The organism is Pseudonocardia sp. D17 (assembly GCF_036984265.1).
Taxonomy (GTDB): domain Bacteria; phylum Actinomycetota; class Actinomycetes; order Mycobacteriales; family Pseudonocardiaceae; genus Pseudonocardia; species Pseudonocardia benzenivorans.
Map to the genome: position 1 here is coordinate 1 of NZ_BPRG01000007.1, position 16988 is coordinate 16988.

Annotated in this window: 12 protein-coding genes; 5 read left to right on the top strand and 7 right to left on the bottom strand. The window is 72.9% G+C overall.

Translation table 11 applies throughout. The features are described from left to right. Positions 1 to 58: 58 nt before the first annotated feature. The 3 genes from PSD17_RS00835 (at position 59) to PSD17_RS00845 (ending at position 3209) form a co-directional block, all read left to right on the top strand. Positions 59 to 1066, top strand: a complete 1008-nt coding sequence (locus PSD17_RS00835; protein ID WP_013672292.1) for a 2Fe-2S iron-sulfur cluster-binding protein — start codon at positions 59 to 61, stop codon at positions 1064 to 1066. Between the two features lie 86 nt (positions 1067 to 1152). Beyond that, a complete protein-coding gene (locus tag PSD17_RS00840; protein ID WP_013672291.1) occupies positions 1153 to 1857 on the top strand; it encodes an alpha/beta hydrolase in 705 nt (234 codons plus the stop codon). Continuing rightward, a complete protein-coding gene (locus tag PSD17_RS00845; protein ID WP_013672290.1) occupies positions 1854 to 3209 on the top strand; it encodes an MFS transporter in 1356 nt (451 codons plus the stop codon). Before PSD17_RS00840 ends, PSD17_RS00845 begins: the two co-directional genes overlap by 4 nt. Positions 3210 to 3562: 353 nt before the next feature. Here PSD17_RS00845 and PSD17_RS00850 read toward each other — a convergent pair whose 3' ends face one another. The 6 genes from PSD17_RS00850 to PSD17_RS00875 all read right to left on the bottom strand — a co-directional run bounded on the left by PSD17_RS00850 (position 3563) and on the right by PSD17_RS00875 (position 11219). After that, entirely contained in the window at positions 3563 to 3937 is a 375-nt protein-coding gene (locus tag PSD17_RS00850) for a VOC family protein (protein WP_339120959.1), read from the bottom strand. Continuing rightward, entirely contained in the window at positions 3934 to 4668 is a 735-nt protein-coding gene (locus PSD17_RS00855; protein ID WP_013672288.1) for an arsenate reductase/protein-tyrosine-phosphatase family protein, read from the bottom strand. The genes PSD17_RS00850 and PSD17_RS00855 overlap by 4 nt, the downstream gene beginning before the upstream one ends. A gap of 160 nt (positions 4669 to 4828) precedes the next feature. Continuing rightward, the gene (locus tag PSD17_RS00860; RefSeq protein WP_013672287.1) at positions 4829 to 6349 is read right to left on the bottom strand and encodes an FAD-dependent monooxygenase; all 1521 of its coding nucleotides are present in this window, start codon (positions 6347 to 6349) and stop codon (positions 4829 to 4831) included. Then, on the bottom strand, positions 6346 to 6852 hold the full coding sequence (locus PSD17_RS00865; RefSeq protein ID WP_339120961.1) for a DUF1269 domain-containing protein: 507 nt from the start codon (positions 6850 to 6852) through the stop codon (positions 6346 to 6348). The genes PSD17_RS00860 and PSD17_RS00865 overlap by 4 nt, the downstream gene beginning before the upstream one ends. A 110-nt stretch (positions 6853 to 6962) precedes the next feature. After that, positions 6963 to 9770, bottom strand: a complete 2808-nt coding sequence (locus tag PSD17_RS00870) for an AfsR/SARP family transcriptional regulator (RefSeq protein ID WP_339120963.1) — start codon at positions 9768 to 9770, stop codon at positions 6963 to 6965. A gap of 93 nt (positions 9771 to 9863) precedes the next feature. Beyond that, a complete protein-coding gene (locus tag PSD17_RS00875) occupies positions 9864 to 11219 on the bottom strand; it encodes an FAD-binding oxidoreductase (protein ID WP_339120964.1) in 1356 nt (451 codons plus the stop codon). Positions 11220 to 11342: 123 nt separating this feature from the next. Between PSD17_RS00875 and PSD17_RS00880 the strand changes: the two genes are divergently transcribed. Further along, entirely contained in the window at positions 11343 to 12968 is a 1626-nt protein-coding gene (locus PSD17_RS00880) for an FUSC family protein (RefSeq protein WP_339120965.1), read from the top strand. 1184 nt (positions 12969 to 14152) lie between these two features. Here PSD17_RS00880 and PSD17_RS00885 read toward each other — a convergent pair. Then, a complete protein-coding gene (locus tag PSD17_RS00885; protein ID WP_339120967.1) occupies positions 14153 to 14728 on the bottom strand; it encodes a sensor histidine kinase in 576 nt (191 codons plus the stop codon). A 1616-nt stretch (positions 14729 to 16344) separates the two neighbouring features. On the opposite strand from PSD17_RS00885, the gene PSD17_RS35260 reads away from it, so the two are divergent. After that, positions 16345 to 16890: an ATP-binding protein gene (locus PSD17_RS35260; RefSeq protein ID WP_445260981.1), complete on the top strand. Its 546-nt coding sequence runs from the start codon at positions 16345 to 16347 to the stop codon at positions 16888 to 16890. Positions 16891 to 16988 lie beyond the last annotated feature (98 nt).

Below are 16988 nucleotides of genomic sequence, written 5' to 3' on the forward strand. Positions count from 1 at the left end.
TCAGGTGCGCCCGAATCCTGGATCAACGATCCGACTCGGACACAAGGAGGGTGCACCAGTGAGCACCTCCACGATCGCCGTGGCGGGCACGGACATCCGGATACCCTGCGCACCGGGGCAGACCGTGCTCGAGGCGGCCGAGCACGCCGGCTGGGCGATCCCCTACTCCTGCCGCAAGGGCGTGTGCACCTCGTGCACCGGATCGTTGGTGTCGGGTTCGGCCGTGGTGCGCGGTCGGGGCGAGGTCGCCGGGCCCGCCGAGTCGGTGCTGATGTGCCGGGCCGAGCCCCGGGGGCCGGTCGTGATCAGCCCGCGGCGCATCGCCCGTGGCGAGGCGCCCCGCCGCAGGACGCTGACCGCCGTGGTGCACCGAATCCGGCGGCCCGCCCCCCGGGTGGTGGTGCTCGACCTGCGGTTCCCCATCGGGCGCCGGGCGCCGTTCCGCGCGGGCCAGTTCCTCGAGGTCCGGCTGCCCGGAGCCGAACCTCGGCCCTACTCCCTCGCCAACCCCCCGCAGCACAACGACGCCGCGCAGCTGCACGTCCGCACGGAGCCCGGCGGCCTCTTCTCCGATCTGACCGTCGGCGCACTGGAGCCCGGGGACACCCTCGAGGTCGAGACCCCGTTCGGCGAGTTCGTGCTGGACGACGGGGACTCCCCCGTCCTGCTGCTGGCCACCGGAACCGGCTTCGCACCGTTCCGGTCGATCGTGCTCGACCTCATCGCCCGGCGCCGCACCCGACCGGTCCATCTGTACTGGGGCGTGCGCACCGAGGACGACCTCTACCTGGCCGAACAGCCGCGCCGGTGGGCCGAGCGGCACCCATGGTTCACCTTCACACCGGTGCTCTCCCGACCCGGCCGCGACTGGGCCGGAATGACCGGCCACGTCCAGCACGCCGCGCTCACCGCCCACCCCGACCTGACCGCCCACCACGTGTACGCCTGCGGTGGCGAGGCGATGACCGCGGGGACGCACGCCCTGCTCACCAGCCGCGCAGGGCTGGCGTCCGAGCGCTACCACGCAGACACGTTCGTACCCGCCACCACCACGATCCGGGCCTGACACGGCCGACACCGCGGCGCGCACCGCGCGTCACCTGTCCGACAGCGCCGGCCGGACCGGCCACCACGGTTCAAGGGAGAATCACGATGCAACTCGTCCTCGTCCACGGCGCCTGGTTCGCCGGCTGGACCTGGTCGCGGGTCGCCGACGACCTGCGGTCGCGCGGCCACTCGGTGCACGTCGTCGAGCAGTTGCCCAGCGGCGCGGACGACCCGGCCGCCCGCGGTGACCTCGCCGCCGACGTGGCTCACGTCCGCTCGGTGCTCGACGGCGTCGACTCCGACGACGGCGTCGACTCCGACGACGGCGTTGTCCTCGTCGGCCACTCCTACGGCGGCATCGTGACCGGGGAGCTGGCCGCCCACCCCCGGGTGCGCCACAGCGTCTTCGTGGCCGCGTTCCGGCCCTCCGCCGGCAAGAGCCTGTCGGACGTGCGATCGCCGCACCCGGTCGAGTGGATCGAGGCGCGCGAGGACGGCAGCCTGCACGTCACCGCCGACCAGGCGGTCGCCCGCGACGTGCTCGCCGCGGACCTCGACGAGGCCGCGTTCGCCGACGTCCACGCCCGGCGCAACGGCCACGCCGCGATCACCTTCGCCCAGCCCGCCACCGCTCCCGCGCCCGCCCACCCGGTCACCTACGTGCTGTGCGCGCGCGACCGCGCGATCTTCCCCGCCGACCAGGAGCGGATGGCGACGGGCGTGGACCACCTCGTCCGGCTCGACGCGACCCACATGGCCCCGCTGACGCATCCGGCCCAGCTCGCCGGACTGCTGGCGTCGGTCCGGTGAGCGAGTCGGTACGACTGACGGGCTTCGTCGACGACCGCCGGATCAGCCGGTTCCAGTACGTCGCGGTCGCGCTGTGCGGGACGGTGATGTTCCTCGACGGCTTCGACACCCAGGTCATCAACTATCTCGCCCCGCACATCGCCCGGGACTGGGGGTTGTCCACCGCGGTCCTCGGCCCGATCTTCTCCTCGGCGCTGGTCGGATTGATGATCGGCTACCTCGTCCTCTCGCCGCTCTCGGACCGCTTCGGTCATCGCAGGCTGGTGATCGCCGGCACCGCGGTGTTCGCCCTCACGAGCCTCGTGTCGGTGTGGGTCGGCGGCGTCACCGAGCTGGTCGTGCTGCGATTGGTCACCGGGATCGGCCTCGGCGCGGCGGCTCCGAGCGCCGTCGCGCTCACCGCCGAGTACAGCCCCAAGCGGGTCCGGGCCAGCTTCGTGCTGGCGATCTACTGCGGTTTCTCGCTGGGGTTCGTCGCCGCCGGCCTCGTGACGGGCTGGCTGGAGCCGACGTTCGGCTGGCGCTCGGTGTTCCTCGTCGGAGCCCTGGCCCCGATGGTGATCATCCCGGTGATGCTTCGGTTCCTGCCGGAGTCGCTGGCCTTCCTCACCGGTCGGGGCGCGGACCCCGAACGGGCGTACCAGCTCTGCCGGCGCATCGACCGGACCCTCCCCGTGCAGGTGCAGCCCGTGCTGGTCGACCCGACCGAGGCGGGCGGCCGGGTGAAGCTGCGGGCGGTCCTGGCCAACGGCGGGGTCCTCGGGACCGTCCTGCTGTGGGTGGTGTTCGCGGTGAACCTCGGGGAGTTCTACGCGCTGCAGAGCTGGCTCCCGACGATGCTGACCGATCTCGGCTTCGCCGGCGGCACCGTCGTCAGCGCCACGAGCCTGATCACGGTGGGCGGCATCGCGGTCGCCCTGGTCGTCGGCCCGGCCATGGACCGGTTGGGCGCCTTCGGCTCACTGGCCGTGCTGTTCGTGGTCGGAGCGGTGTTCCTGGCGGTGGCCGGGCCGGCGTTCGCGGGGCCGGAGTGGGTGATGCTGCCGGCGCTGTTCCTCGTCGGCTGCGGGGTCAGCGGCGGACAGAAGGCGCTGATCGCGCTCGCCGCGGTCGTCTACCCGGCGAGCGTCCGCTCGACCGGCGTCGGCTGGGCGCTCGGGATCGGGAGGCTCGGCGGCATCCTCGGACCACTGGTCGTGGGCGCCGCCCTCAGCGCGAACTGGTCACCGACCGCGGTGTTCCTCGCACTGGCCGGGCCCATGCTGGTGTGTGCGGGGATGATCGTCCACCTCGGCCGCCGCGCCCGTCGCGCGGCGACCACGCCCGCTCCCGAGCCCGTCGGTCCTCGATGACGCAGGTGCGCGAGCGTACGGGTCGACGGGACGGCCGGGCGGCACGTCAGCCGAGGGCGGCGGAGCGGGGGTCGGTCCCTGAGCAGCGCGTAGGCCAGGCGCCGGCCCAGGAACCGGGCCACGAACGCCACCCGCGCTCCCGACCGCCGGCGGCGGCGGGCTGAGCCACTCCACCGACTCGATGTTCGCGTACCAGGACGGGGCGTTCGACGGGTCGGCCGCGAACTCCGCGACCTCCTCGACCGGCCGCGGGATCACTGCGTCGACACTCACGTCGACCACCGCCATCCGGGGATCCTCACGGCTACCCCGTGCGTTGTCCAGGCAGGGTCCGGCGAGGACGGGTCGCGGGCTCAGGCGGGCTGGAACAGTTCGACGAGGTTGCCGGAGGGATCGCCGATCAGGATCTGCCGACCGCCCGGCCCGGAGATCGGCTCGCTGCGGAAGGGCACACCGGCGGCGTGCAGGCGCGTGATCTCGGCATCGAGATCGTCCACGACCAGATGGATGCGGTTGCGCCCCGCTGCGGCGAACTGCTCCGGGGTCGCCCGGGCCCCGGAACTGGCCGGCCCCGACAACAGCAGGCGCATCGGGCCACGCACGACGTCGGCGAACGCCGGCGCGACGTTGGTGTTCACGGTGAAGCCGAGCCGAGCCGTGTAGAAGTCGACGGCAGCCTCCACGTCGTCCACCAGATAGCGAACACTGGCGCGCTCGTCGGAACTCATGACGTGACCTCCTGCGTGGTGATGTCGAGTGTCGGGACGAGATGGCGAACACGGGTGGCGATCGCGCGGGCGCTCGCCACGAACGTGGCATCGTCACCGCCGGCCGGATCGGGCAGGCTCCAGTGCACCTGGCGGGCCGCGCCGCCGAACTCCGGGCACACCTCACGAGCCCGGTCGCACAAGGTGACCACGACGTCGAACCGCTGACCGGCGAACGCCTCGAGGTGCCGCGGTCGCTGTGCCGCGACATCGAGGCCGTACTCCTCGCGCAGCACCCGGACGACCGTGGGGTGAATCCGGTCCCTGGGATGACTCCCGGCGCTCACGACCTCGACGCGCTCGCCGCAGATGCTCCGGAGCACGGCTTCAGCGACCGGGGACCGTGCACTGTTCCCCGTGCAGATGAACAGAACCCTCGGCCGGACCGTCCGCTGCGCTGGTCGGACCGGTAGCGACGGAACCGTGCGAAGCGCGGCATGCAGGGCCGAGCCCGCCTCTCCGAGCGCCGTCGCGCACCGGTCCAGATCGAGGTGGTAGTAGCTGTCCCGAGCGTCGAACGTGCTTCGCCGGGACGTCACCAGACCGCCGTCGCGGAGCAGGCGTAGGTGGTACGAGACCAGATTCTGTCGCTCCCCCACGCGGCCCACGAGCTCCCGCACCCGCAGGTCTCCGCCTGCGAGCTCGGACATCAGACGCCAGCGCACCGGATGTCCCGCCGCGCGGACGAACATCGGCCGGGAGTCGTCGCGAACTGCCACAGCAGGGACGGTACATCAATCTTGTTTGATGCACACGGGTCAACGCCCACGTCCTCGACCCAGGGCGAGCGTCGACCTCGCCCCGGCTCTCGCCGCCGAAGCCGGCCGGTTGTGGAGCCTTCGAGCGGAACGGTCAGCTCGATGACGGCATCGCGATCCGCAACGCCGTCGCGAGGTAGTCGCGCAGCACATCCGGGTGGGCGGAGTCGGCGACGAGACCGAGGTAGCCGTCGGGACGGATCAGCGCCATGCCGTCGATCGGCCAGCCGTAGGCCCGGACGAGGGCGGCGTCGGCGGTCACGACGGTGCCGAGGTCGCCGAGGACCTCACGCAGCGCGGCCTCGTGCTCGGCACCGCTGACGACCAGCAGGAAGCCAGGTGTCGTCAGCAGGTCCTCGACGGCGACGGCGGTGCCCGCGGGGTCGGGGGCGTGCTCGCCGGCCTTGACCGCGGCGCGGCCGTGGTGCACCGACAGGGCGCTGTCGCGGTAGTTGATCGTCAGCTCGGCCATGGTCGAGCCGACGGCGTTGTTGATCACATGGACGTGCCCGACCAGGTACATCGCGATGTTGCGCAGGGCGGCCTGCGGGCCCGAGGCGGTACCGACGTCGGTCAGCGTCGTCGTCGTGCGGACCACCATGGCGCCGACGGGGTGCCGCTCGTCGTTGTACGTGTCGAGCAGTGCGGCGTCGGCCCGGCCCCGAGCGACGAGCGCGAGCTTCCACGCGAGGTTCGCGGCGTCCTGGATGCCGGTGTTCATGCCCTGCGCACCCGCCGGGCTGTGGATGTGCGCGGCGTCGCCGGCCAGGAACACGCGGCCGAACCGGTACTGCGGCACCTGGGCGTGGTGGACCTCGAAGTAGGTGAGCCAGCGCGGCGTACCCATCTTGACGGCGCCGCCCATCCGGACGTCGGCCATCGCCTGCATCTCCGCGAGCGTGGGCGCCGTCCTCCCCTCGGGCGGGGCGTCGACGAGGAACATGATCCGGGCCCGCGCGCCGGCCAGCGGGAACAGCATCCCCATGCCGTCGGGATGGGTGAACATCCGGATCGCGTCGGGCGCGTAGCTCGTCTCGACGTCGGCGTCGGCCATCGCGAAGTGCTGGCCGTGGAAGCCGCCGTCGAGCTCGGTGCCGACGAGGCGACGGGTCGTGCTGTGCCCGCCGTCGGCGCCCAGCACCCAGCCGACCCGGATGGTCGACTCCCCGTCGGCGCCGCGCAGGGTGACGTCGACGCCGTCGTCGTCCTGGGACAGCGCGGTGAGCGCGACACCCCGCTCGACGACGACACCCAACTCGGCCGCCCGCTCGGCCAGCACGGCCTCGGTGTCGGGCTGCGCGACGTCGAGCACGTAGGGGTGACGGCTGGCCGTGTCCCCGAGGTCCAGCCGGTTGCGGCTCCGGCCGGTCCTGCCGTCGACGACGTCCAGCGCCGGGATGCGACGGCCGAGCGCCTTGAGCCGCTCGAGCACCCCGAGGGACGCGAGCATCTCCAGGCTCCGGGCGTGCACGCCGACGGCGCGCGACTCGGTCGTCGGCTGCTCCAGCGCCTCGATCACCCGGACGGACACGTCGAAACGGGCGAGCTGGGCGGCGGCGGTGAGGCCGACCGGGCCGGCGCCGACGACCAGGACGGTGTCGGAGGTGGCGTTCATCGGGTGGCTCCAGTCGGGTCGGTGGGCCGGGTGTCGGCGGAGAAGGCGCGGGTCAGCGCGTCCTTCTGGTGGCGGGTGAGGGTGCTGACGAGCAGGTCGGTGTGCGTGTCGGCGAACAGGTCGCGGACCGGGTCGAGCGCGGCGTCGTCGGCGAGCAGGAACAGCGCCGACGTGCCTGCGACGACGCGGCCGCGGGCGTGCCCGAGAAACTCGTCGGACAGCCCGAGGTGGGCGAGCCCGGCACCGGTGGCGGCCGCGGGGCGGCTGAGCGGGAGCAGGAACACCGTCCCGAACAGCAGGCCCCAGAACGCGCCGGACAGCGCGGCCGTCCCGGCGGCGGTCCCGGCCTGGTAGGTCCTGGGCCGTACCGCGTCGGCCGCCCAGGCGACGACGGCCACGTCGTCGACGTGGAGCAGCCGCTGGTGCTGGCGCCGTTCCAGCGGGCGCAGCGCGGCCTCGGCGCCGGCCTCGGTGGCGAACGTCCAGATGCTCAACGTGGTCATGTCGGGTACTCCGGTCCCGCTGCGGGCGGTGTCTCCGCTCGTCTGCCGACAACCGTGCCCCGGGTCCTCCAACTCGGCTCCAACTCGGTCCCACGGATTGAAGTCGCTGCTCAGGCCAGGAACTCGGCGAGGCTGGTGCGGGCCCCCTCGGCGCGGGCGCGGTCGGCCACCGTGGCGCCGAGACGTGTGGTGATGGTGGCGAGGAGCGTCGACATCTCCTCGTTCCGAGGCCACGGCACGCCTGCCGCGCGGTGCTGGGCCTCGGCCGCACCGAGGACGCGCAGTGCCGTGGCGTCCTCGCCGGACCGGCCGAGCGTGAGGCCGTACAGCTCCAGCGCGTAGGCGTTGTCGCGCAGGCCCGCGTCGGCCGACGCCTGCAGCGTCGCGCGGGCCCAGGGCAGTGCCTGGTCGGGCCGGTCGGCGGCGAGTGCGATCGTCGCGGCCCCCGCCGCGGCGCTCCATGCCGTGTAGAGGTTGTCGGCGGCGCGGGCGTCGTCGTGCAGCGCGGCGAAGCGCGCGACCAGCTCCGGGCGTGGATCGGCGGCGGCGTCGGCGACCAGCTCCGTGTGCCGGACGACGACGTCGAGCTCCGGGGCACCCGCGGCGAGCCGGCGGGTCGCGGCCGCCACCTCGGCGAGCACCTCGGCGTCGCCGACGCGGCGCAACGGGCCCGTCGTGACAGCGAGGTCGTCGCACACGATGACTGCGTCGTCGCCGGTCAGGGACTCCGCGACCGCCAGCGCGTCCCGAACCAGGACCCGTCCGACGGCGGGATCGCCCTGCACGAGCCGGGAGTTCGCGTTGCCGAGCAGGAGCAGCACCCGGTCGACCGGGTCCACGAGCTCGGCCCCCAACGTCCGCAGCGCGGCGTCGCGCCACCGGTCGCCCTCCAGCGCCATCCCGCTGAACGCCCAGTACAGCCCGAGGCGGGCCGCGAGGGTCGCGCCCAACGGCGTGGGGGCGTCGACGAGGGTGCGTTGCATCGTCGCGCGGATCGAGGCGAGGTCGTCGTCGAGCGCGGCGTACCAGCTCGCCATCGTGTGCGCGCCCAGCCGCGGCTTGGCACGGGCGAGACCCTCGACCCACGCGTCGCGCCGTGCCGCCGGGTCCTCACCGGCCCGGTCGGCCTCGTGGACGGCGTGCCCGCGAACCGTCGCGAGCTGGGCGAACCGCGACACACCACCGACTCGCAGCGGCCCGAGCGCCGACAGCATGGACCGGTGCACCAGCGCGGCGGTGCCGTCGACCGCGTCCGTAGTCGTCATCCCGGTCAGCGCCGCCGCGACGTCGACGGTGAACGGGCCCGGCACGGCACCGACGGCCCGGTGCAGCGCGGCGAGGGGTTCAGGGAGGTCGCGGTAGCTGGTGCCGACGGCGTCGCGGACCGTCCGGTGATGGTTCGTGCCGCGGCCGCGCCCGACCCGACTCAGCGTGCTGGCGTCGGCCCGGACCTGGGAGGCGATCTCGGTCAACGTGTACGCGCGGGCGCGGCCGGCGGCCAGCTCCAGCGCGAGCGGCAGCCCGTCGACGGCCTCGGCGATGTCGCGGACGTCGGCCATCGACTCGTCGTCGCGCACCCCGCCGGGCACGAGCGCGTCGAGCCGGTCGAGGAACAGCTCGACGGCGGCCGCCGACGTGAGCGGCGCCAGGGCCACGACCTCCTCGCCGTCGACCTCGAGCGGTTCCCGGCTGGTCGCCAGTACCGCGAGCTGCGACCCTTCGACCAGCATCTCCTCCACCAGCTCGGCGACGGCGTCGAGGACGTGCTCGCAGTTGTCGAGGACGACGAGCATCCGCCGGGCAGAGGTGAAGCGGCGCAACGCGTCCGCGGGCTCGACCGGGCCCGGGGCCGGCAGCTCCAGCGCGGAGGCGACCGTCTCGGGTACCCGCTCTGGGGTGGCGACCGTGAGGTCGACGAACCACGAGCCGCCGGGCGGCGCCGTCTCCCGGGCGACCTCCAGCGCGAGCCGCGTCTTACCGCACCCCGCCGCGCCCACGAGCGTGACCAGCCGTCCGGGCGCGACCAGCCCTGCGATCTCGGCCGTCTCCCGTTCCCGCCCGACCAGCCGGTTCCGCGCCGCGGGAAGGTGCTGCGGCGGCTCGGCCCGGGCGGGCGCGGCGACGGGCGCCGACGCGTCGTCACGCAGCAGTTCGGCGTGCAGCGCCTTGAGATCGGGCCCGGGCTCGACGCCCAGTTCGTCGACGAGAACCGTGCGGGCGTCGGTGTAGGCCCGCAGTGCTTCGGCGCGTCGGCCGGCGTCGCGGTACGCCGTCATCCGCAGCAGCCACAGCCGCTCCCGCAGCGGTTCCTCGGCCAGCGCCGTCTCCAGCTCGCCGAGGGCCTGCTCCGGGGCGCCGGTGCCCAACAGCGCCCCGATGTGGGTCTCGCGGAGGCCGGCGCGGACCGCGTCGAGACGGGCGACGGCGGCATGCGCCCAGTCCTCGTCGGCGGCCACGCCGTAGGGCCGGCCCCGCCACAGGGCTGCCGCCCGGGAGGCCTGCTGCAGAGCGCCGGCCGCATCGCCGGCGGCGAGACGATCGGCCGCGGCGGTGGCCAGCCGGACGAAACGTCCCGAGTCGGTCGCATCGTCCCCGGCCAGGACGAGCCGGTAGCCGCCCGGGTCGCGGACCAGGACCTTCGACGCGGCACCCCGCGCCCGGCCGGGTTCGAGCACCCGGCGCAGCCGCCAGACGTGGGAGTCGAGGGTGGACACCGAGCGGTCGACGCCGCGCTCGCCCCACATGGCCTCGCACAACGCGTCGACACCGACGGTGTGACCGCCGTGGATCAGCAGCAGTGCGAGCGCCGACTCCAGCCGGGCACCACCCACCGCGCTCGCCTCGCCGCCGCGTTCGATCTCCAGCGGACCGAGGTCCCGGAAACGAACGGGCGTTTCGGAAGGCGTGTCCGCGGTCATCGGCTCCCCTCACACCGTGAGTGAGCTCGTCGTCACGCTCCCGAATATGAACCAGACATGACCCAGATCACAACGCCTCTGCGGAGCCGGGCCTCAGGACACTGCCGCGGGTTCGGGGATCGTGACGCCGGTCCGGAACAGGTTCCGCGGGTCCGTCGCCGCCTTCACGTCCTGCAACCGGGCGAGGGTCTTCGCGTCGAACGCGCCGCGGGCGTCGACGGGCGCGCCGTCGGGCCGGGACGTGAAGTTGAGCAATGACCGGCCACCGCTCCACGGCAGCAGCCGCTCGTAGAACGCCGTCTGGATGGCGGCGGCGTCCGCGAACGCCGGGCCCGGATAGGCCGACGTGAACACATTGAGCGCGGCGTCACGATTGCCGACGGCGTCGGGCACCGCGGCCGGGCGGGCGAGCGCGCCGCCGAGGTGGCGCATTTCCAGCATGTGCGGCGTCGCCGGGCCGACCTCGTCGAGCAGCACCTCGATCGCGGCGTCGTCCCATGCCGGGAGCACCGCGCCGCCGCAGCTCACGGGCTGCGGGATGGTCGGGTCGCCGTGGATCGTGCCGAACTCGAGGATCGGCAGGCACCGCACGGTGTCGACGATCGGTGCCGCCACGGCGCGCAGGGGGGCGATCAGCCGCTCGGCCTCCACGGGCGCACCCGTGTACGCCACACGCAGGTGGGCGACGAAACGGCCGCGCAGCGGCGCCGGGACGGCGTCGACCGGCGGGAAGGACACGAAGGCCACGGACAGGCTGAGCGCGTCGGGCGCGCTCGCGGTGACGCGGCCGAACGCGGCCAACAGCTCCGGGGCGCACTCGCCCGGCAGGAACAGCCCGCCGCCGTACATCACGTCGCCGCGGACGAGGTCGAACTCCAGCTCCGTCGCCACACCGAAGCCGCAGCCGCCGCCCCGGACCGCCCAGAACAGCTCTGGGTCGGAGTCGGCGGTGATGTCGCGGACCTCGCCGTCGGGGGTGACGAGCCGGACCCGCCGGACCCGGTCGGCCGCCCAGCCGTACCGCCGGCCGAGCGGGCTCAGCCCACCGCCCGTCGTGTACGACGCCACGCCCACCTCGGGCGATGACCCGCACAGCGGGATCAGCCCGGCCGGCGCGCACTGCGCGAGGACCGGCGTCCACGTCGCGCCGCCGCCGACGACCGCGGTGCGCCGCTGCGCATCCACGCGGACCCGGGCGAGCGCGCGGATGTCGATCAGCACGCCGCCCTCGGCCCCGCCGACCGGGCCGTGGCCGGTCGTGCGGACCACGACGGGCAGGTCGCGCTCGGCGGCGAACCGCACCGCGGTGACGACGTCGGCCTCGTCACGGGCGGAGACCGCCACGTCGGGGGTGGGGATCGCGGACAGGTCGAAGCCATCGCGGGCCGCGTCGTAACCCGGGGTGCCGGGGGCGAACACGGTGGGGATGGCGTCGAGGGCGGTGGACATGGCCGGCTCCTGGGGACGGGGCCGCTCGTCGGCCCGCTCGACGACGACGGTGCGCGCCCCGGCTCCAAGGGTGCTTCAATCCGCATCCAGCAGGATTGGAGACGGCCCTGTCACGATCCGGACGTGCCGAGGAGCCCGTCCGCGCTGCGATCCGCGCTGGCGCCGTTGCCCGTGCCCTGGGGTGTCGCCCCCGGGCTGCGCGCGGCGCTCGCGGCCGTGCTCGTGCTGGGTGGGTCCCTGCTGGTCGCGGACCTGAGCATCGGTGGCATCGCCTACCTCGGGGTTGCGTGCGCGGCGAGCTTCATCGGGAGCGGCGACTACCGGGCCCGTGCAGTGCACGTCGTCGCCGAGACCCTCGGCGCAGCGGTCGGCATGACCGTCGGGGCGCTCGTCCCCGACACGGTGTCGTGGGTGCTCGTGGCAGCCGTCGTCGTCGGCGTGGCCGCGGGAATGGTCGGGTGCATCGGCCCGGCCTCGACCGGCGCCGCGGTGATGGCCGTCATCGGTGTCTCGTACACGCAGTTCGGGCGGCTGCCGATGCCGTGGTGGGAGCCCGTCGCGGCCTACGCCGTCGGCAGCGTCGTGCTGCTCGCGCTGAGCCTCGTCGGTGCGCTGCACCACCGGTCGCGGTACCGCCTCGCCGCGGTCGCCGCCGTCCTCGACGCCGCCGCCGATCTCCTCGACCATCCCTCCGACGACGCCCGGCACCGTCTCGCCCTCGCCTCCGCCGCCGCTCGCGACGCCGTCGCCGGTTACCGAGGCGCCGTCGCCGGCCCACTCGACGCGGCCTGGGCCGAGGCCCGCTCGGGGGCGGCCCTCGCGGCGCAGGCGGTGGCGGCGTCGACTGCTGCGCCGGCCGACCCGGCGGGCTGGCGGGCACGGGCGGTAGCGATCCGGGCAGGCAACCTCGGGGACGGTCCTGCTGGTCCGCCGCTGCCCGGCCGCGCCACCCGCGTCCGGGCCGCGTTGCAGGCCGCGTCAAACGCCGATGCGCTGTGGACGGGGGCACGGATCGGGCTGTGCGTCGGCGCCGCGACCGCGCTCGCCCTCGCGCTGCACCCGCCGGCGCACGCCTACTGGATCGCGCTGACCGTCGCCGTCGTACTGCGCCCCGAGTACGGCGCGGTGCTGGTCAGGGCGGTGCACCGGCTGGCCGGAACGATCGTCGGCGTCGTCCTCGTCGCAGTTCTCCTCGAATTGACACGATCGCCCGTCTGGCTCGCCGTGGCCGCTGCCGCGGCGCTCGGGCTGGCCGGCCTCGCGCGCCCCCGGCTCTACGGACTGGCCGTCGTCGGCATCACCGGGTCTGCGCTCTTCAGCGTCGCCATCGGCAACCCCGCCGCCGTCGAACCCTGGACCAGGCTCCTCGACACCGTCCTCGGCTGCGCCGTCGCGCTCGTCGCCGGTGTGCTGCTGTGGCCGCGCCGCGGCGTGCCCGACCAGCCGCGCAGGTTCTCCGCGGCCACCGCCGCGCTGTCGCGGATGCTGGGTTCCTCCGGAGCAGCGGCGGTCGACGACGCCTATCGCCTCGCCGATGGCTGGCGCGCCGAGCTCGAACGCGACCTCGCCGAGCCCGACCCCGCCCACGCTGCCGCGGCATGGTTGCCGGTGGCGCTGCAGCTGGAACACGTGGTCGATCTCGCCGCCGCGACGGGTGACCCGGCCGCCGCGGACCTGTTGCACGGTGCGACGACCCCGTCCGATGCACTCGCTCTGCTCACGGCCGTCGCCGCGCAGCTGAGGCCCTGAACACGGGGCGTCCGTCGCCGAACAGATCGAGCTCGCGGTACGTGTGGCGGAACCGTCGCGGCCCTCCGGTCCGGTGGTAGCTCGCCACGTTCGGGCGCCTGCGGCCACTACCGGCGGCGCGCCAGCATCTTCTATGCCTCGGCCTCGTCGGTCGACCCACGTAGGTAGAGCTGCCGCCCGGTGACCGGGTCGACGCCGGCGAAGAGGATCGCCCGGAAGGGGGTCCCGCGCCGCCGGATCAGGCCCTCGGCCCGGGGCTTCGCCGGGTGCTAGGCCACGTCGCGAAGCTAGTCATTGACATCAACCGGTCGGCGCGGGCTCAGCTGAGCGAAAGCGCTGGTCAGCGTGGTGGAGACGAGGGGAATCGAACCCCTAACCCCCGCCTTGCAAACGTGGTCGACACCGTCGACCAGGCCCTCTACCTGGAACGATAGTCGACCGGCGGTTACCTTTGAGCGCTACAGCCGCTCGAACTCCCCCTGTTTCGTGTCACACGGCGTGTCACAGCGCGGCCAGCGCGCCACTCCCCTTGACGGTGGGGCAGGAGTACGGAGGCGCCGAACGATCAGGTGCAAATGCTCGGGCGAGCGGTCCCGTTCGCGCAATCGAGGCAAAGCTGTCGGGCTTGGGCCACGCCGGCTACGCCCTGGAGACCCGGTGGTGCGTAGTCCGGCCTGAACGCAACGGCAACCCTATTCATTTCACCGGTAAGGGTCACCCGCGTCGGTGGCGACCTGGGGTCGACGCCCGCGAGGTCAAGGTCCCGGCCGTCGTGGCCTGCTGGGAACGGCGCGCCGACGACGCGCGCCACGGCAACTGGTCGCACGCGGCGCACCTCACCCTGCTCCTCATTCGCCAGGTCCCCTACGGGGAAGCTGCGGCCGCGGCCCTCACCATGCGTCCGCACCGCGCATGCCAGCGGTGAGACGACCGAGGACTTCCTCCTCGGTCACCTACGCTTGCTGCGCTGGGCTGTGTTGGCGCGCTTGGCACACGGCAGGCTCGTTGCCAAGGCGGAGAAGTAATCGAGCGCGGCCGGCCGGGCCCACCCCGCACGGGCCCGGCCGGCTCCGGCCACCGAGGCGGGACGCGGACGCCATGGCGGGCCTCAAGGGTCCCGGTCCTGGGTGGTCAAATGTGCCCTGCCGCTTCGGCCGGTCCCGGAGCGAGGTCGGGCCACGGCACTACAAGGGAACTGACCAGACCACTCGCGTTCCCCCGTGATCGGGAGTGGTCGTCTGGAAGGTGCCGCTGTGGTACTCGGCGCGCTGCTGCGCGAAACGTAGTTCACGGCCGCGGTGCATCCTCCCGAGTCCGACGCCGTCGTCGGCGACTTCGAGGGTGAGCCGGTCGGGGCTCGTCGTGACGGTGACTTCCACGGAGCGCGCGCGGGCGTGCCGCACGACATTGGCAAGTGACTCCCGTAACGCGACGACCAGGTCGTCGCCCATGTCGTGCGGGACGGCGTCGATGAGCGCGGAGCTCAACGACACGAGCGGTGGGAAACCCAGCACGGCGGCCATGTCGGCGACGACGGCCTGGAGCCTGCCGGACAGGTCTGCTCCTTCCACGGCGTCGCGCTCCGTCGCAGGGAAGACGATCGCGCGGATCTCCTTGATGGCCTGGTCAAGAATGCGGATGGCATCGTCGATGTGACCGGCGGTGAGCGCAGTGGCGTGTGCTGTGGTTGATACACGCAGCCGGGATGAGGCGTTGTCGAGGCTGAGCCCGGCCGCGAAAAGGCGCGGGATGATGGTCATGGACAATTGGGCTGCCATCCGGTCGCGCTCCGCGGTGACAGCGCCGCTCGCCGGGGGACTCGAGCGGCCTCGTGCATCATCTTCGCCCAGGCGAGGCCTGGGACGCGCCAGCGGCGGCCGCTCGGGTGTCATGGCGCGCGATGAGCGATCGAGGGCGCCGCATGGCACAGGTTCCGCCTGGTGTTCACACGCATTCGGCCCCTCCGCCATTGACAAGGCTTGCCACGAGCCCGTTGCACGTGCGGTGCTGTCGCGGCCGGGGTCCAGGGCTGCGACACAGGTCTACTCCGCCCAGGGTGGGGCGGCAACCGCTGTCGGGGTCCGATGCCGGTAGGGGGTCTTCCGGGTGAGAAGCGGACTTCGCAGGCACTTCCGACCGGAGCGGCCTGTGCCGCGCCCAAGATGAGTAGGTTGCATCCCTGGCTTGACGCTCGATCTGGCCCCGTCGTGCTCTTTTCACGTTTCATCGGACGGCGGGAGCTGGCACGTGATCGGACCGCAGCGCGGGGCTCCGGAAGGGTGCGGGCCAGGTGCGCGAGCTGGGGATTGTGACCCGAGAATTGCTGGGTTTCGCGCGAGACGATTCGGATGATCGTGGTTTGCGAGGACGATCTGCGGGGCGTGTGTGCGCGGGCTCGATATCGATGGCGCGTCGATTTCGGTGCTGACGGTGACTGACGCCCGCGAGACACTGTTCGCCACCGCAGGACCGCAGAGCTCCTGGAGAACCTGCAGTTCACCCTGAACGGGGTCCGTGTGTGTGGAGGCTGCCCTGACCGGAGAATCGATCCTGGTGCCGAACGTTCAGGATTCAACCGATGCGGCTCGGTGGCCGGTGTTCGCCGCGGCAGTCATTGAGCAGACAAAGGCCCGGCCCTGTTCGCTCTGCCCCTGCAGTGGGCCGCGATCAACCTCGGCGTCCTGGGCTATATCGGTGCAGTCCGGGTGGGTTAAGCGGTGGTGAGCTAGGCGACGCGGGCGGCGTCGCCGATCTCGCTGCGCTGATGATGCTGGGGCAGCGCACCGACCCCGGCGAGGGTGCTGGCCGACACGATGGTGGGCGACTACGACGCCATCGATCTCCTGGATCGGCTGATCGGCTTCTGCGTGGAGCTGTTGCCGCCGGGCGCGGCCGGTATCGCTCCCGCCGGGAGTTGCGGGTCGTCGCCGCGTCCAGCGAGGCGGCCGAGCTGATGGCGCTCTTGCAGCTGCAGAGCGACGAGGGAACCTCCCTCGACTGTTTCCAGAGCGCGACGCCCGTCAGCGTCGGTGACCTGACCGGTGCGGCGAGCCGCTGGCCGGGGTTTGTGGCCGCAGTTGCTGAGCGCGGACAGTTCCGGGCCGTACACGCGCTGCCCTTGCGGGCTCAGCGTCGACTCGGCGTTCGAGCAGCTGCGCGCGTAGGCGCGGAGCCACAATCGAAAGCTCGCGGTCGTGGCCGGACAGACGTCCGACCAGAACTCGAACCCGCGGAGATCACAACTTCCCTGAGGCCAACTGACTTAGACCCGGGCGGACCGATCGCACTGTCTCCCATCGCTCGTTACGGTTACGCTGCCGGTAGCGATCGCCCCGGCCCCCGGCGACGGAGCTTGTCCGACGTACCAGGGGTCCAGATGGTCAGCAAGTTCGCGGTTGGCGGCGGGGACGAGTTCGCCCGCCGGACGTGGCCCGCTGAGGTAGGCCGCCTGCGCCTCCTGCGTAACGAGGTGCGGTGCTGGTTGGAGGCCTTGGGCTATGGCCTCGCCATGGTCGATGACCTCGTGCTCGCCGTCAATGAAGCAGCCACCAACGCCATGGAGCACGCGTACGTGCCGCCGCGTCCCGATTCCACCGTCGACGTCGAGTTCTGGATCGACGGAGACGCGTTGCGCATTGTCGTCAGGGACCACGGGCAGTGGCAGCCCCCCGGGCCCCCCAGCGGGCGGGGCATGGGTATTCCGATGATGAACCAGCTTGTCGACACTGTCACGATCAGCCCCAGCGCGTCGGGCACGGTGGTACACCTCCGGCAAACGTTGCCTGAGCCTGCAGCTCTGCCGCGGTGGGCCGACCACGTCCCGGCAGCCGGGAGGTTCGAGACACGAGGCCGATCCAGTCCAGGTCTGCTCGGGCGCCAGGCACCCCCCGCGTGGCGAGATCTAATTAGTGCGTGCCCGTGATCGCGGCAGGTGATTGGGTCGGGAGTGGGTCGCGTGACAGCGGCCAGTCCAGACTCCCCGTAGGCGGCCATTTACCACCCCGGTGATGGCCGGCGTTC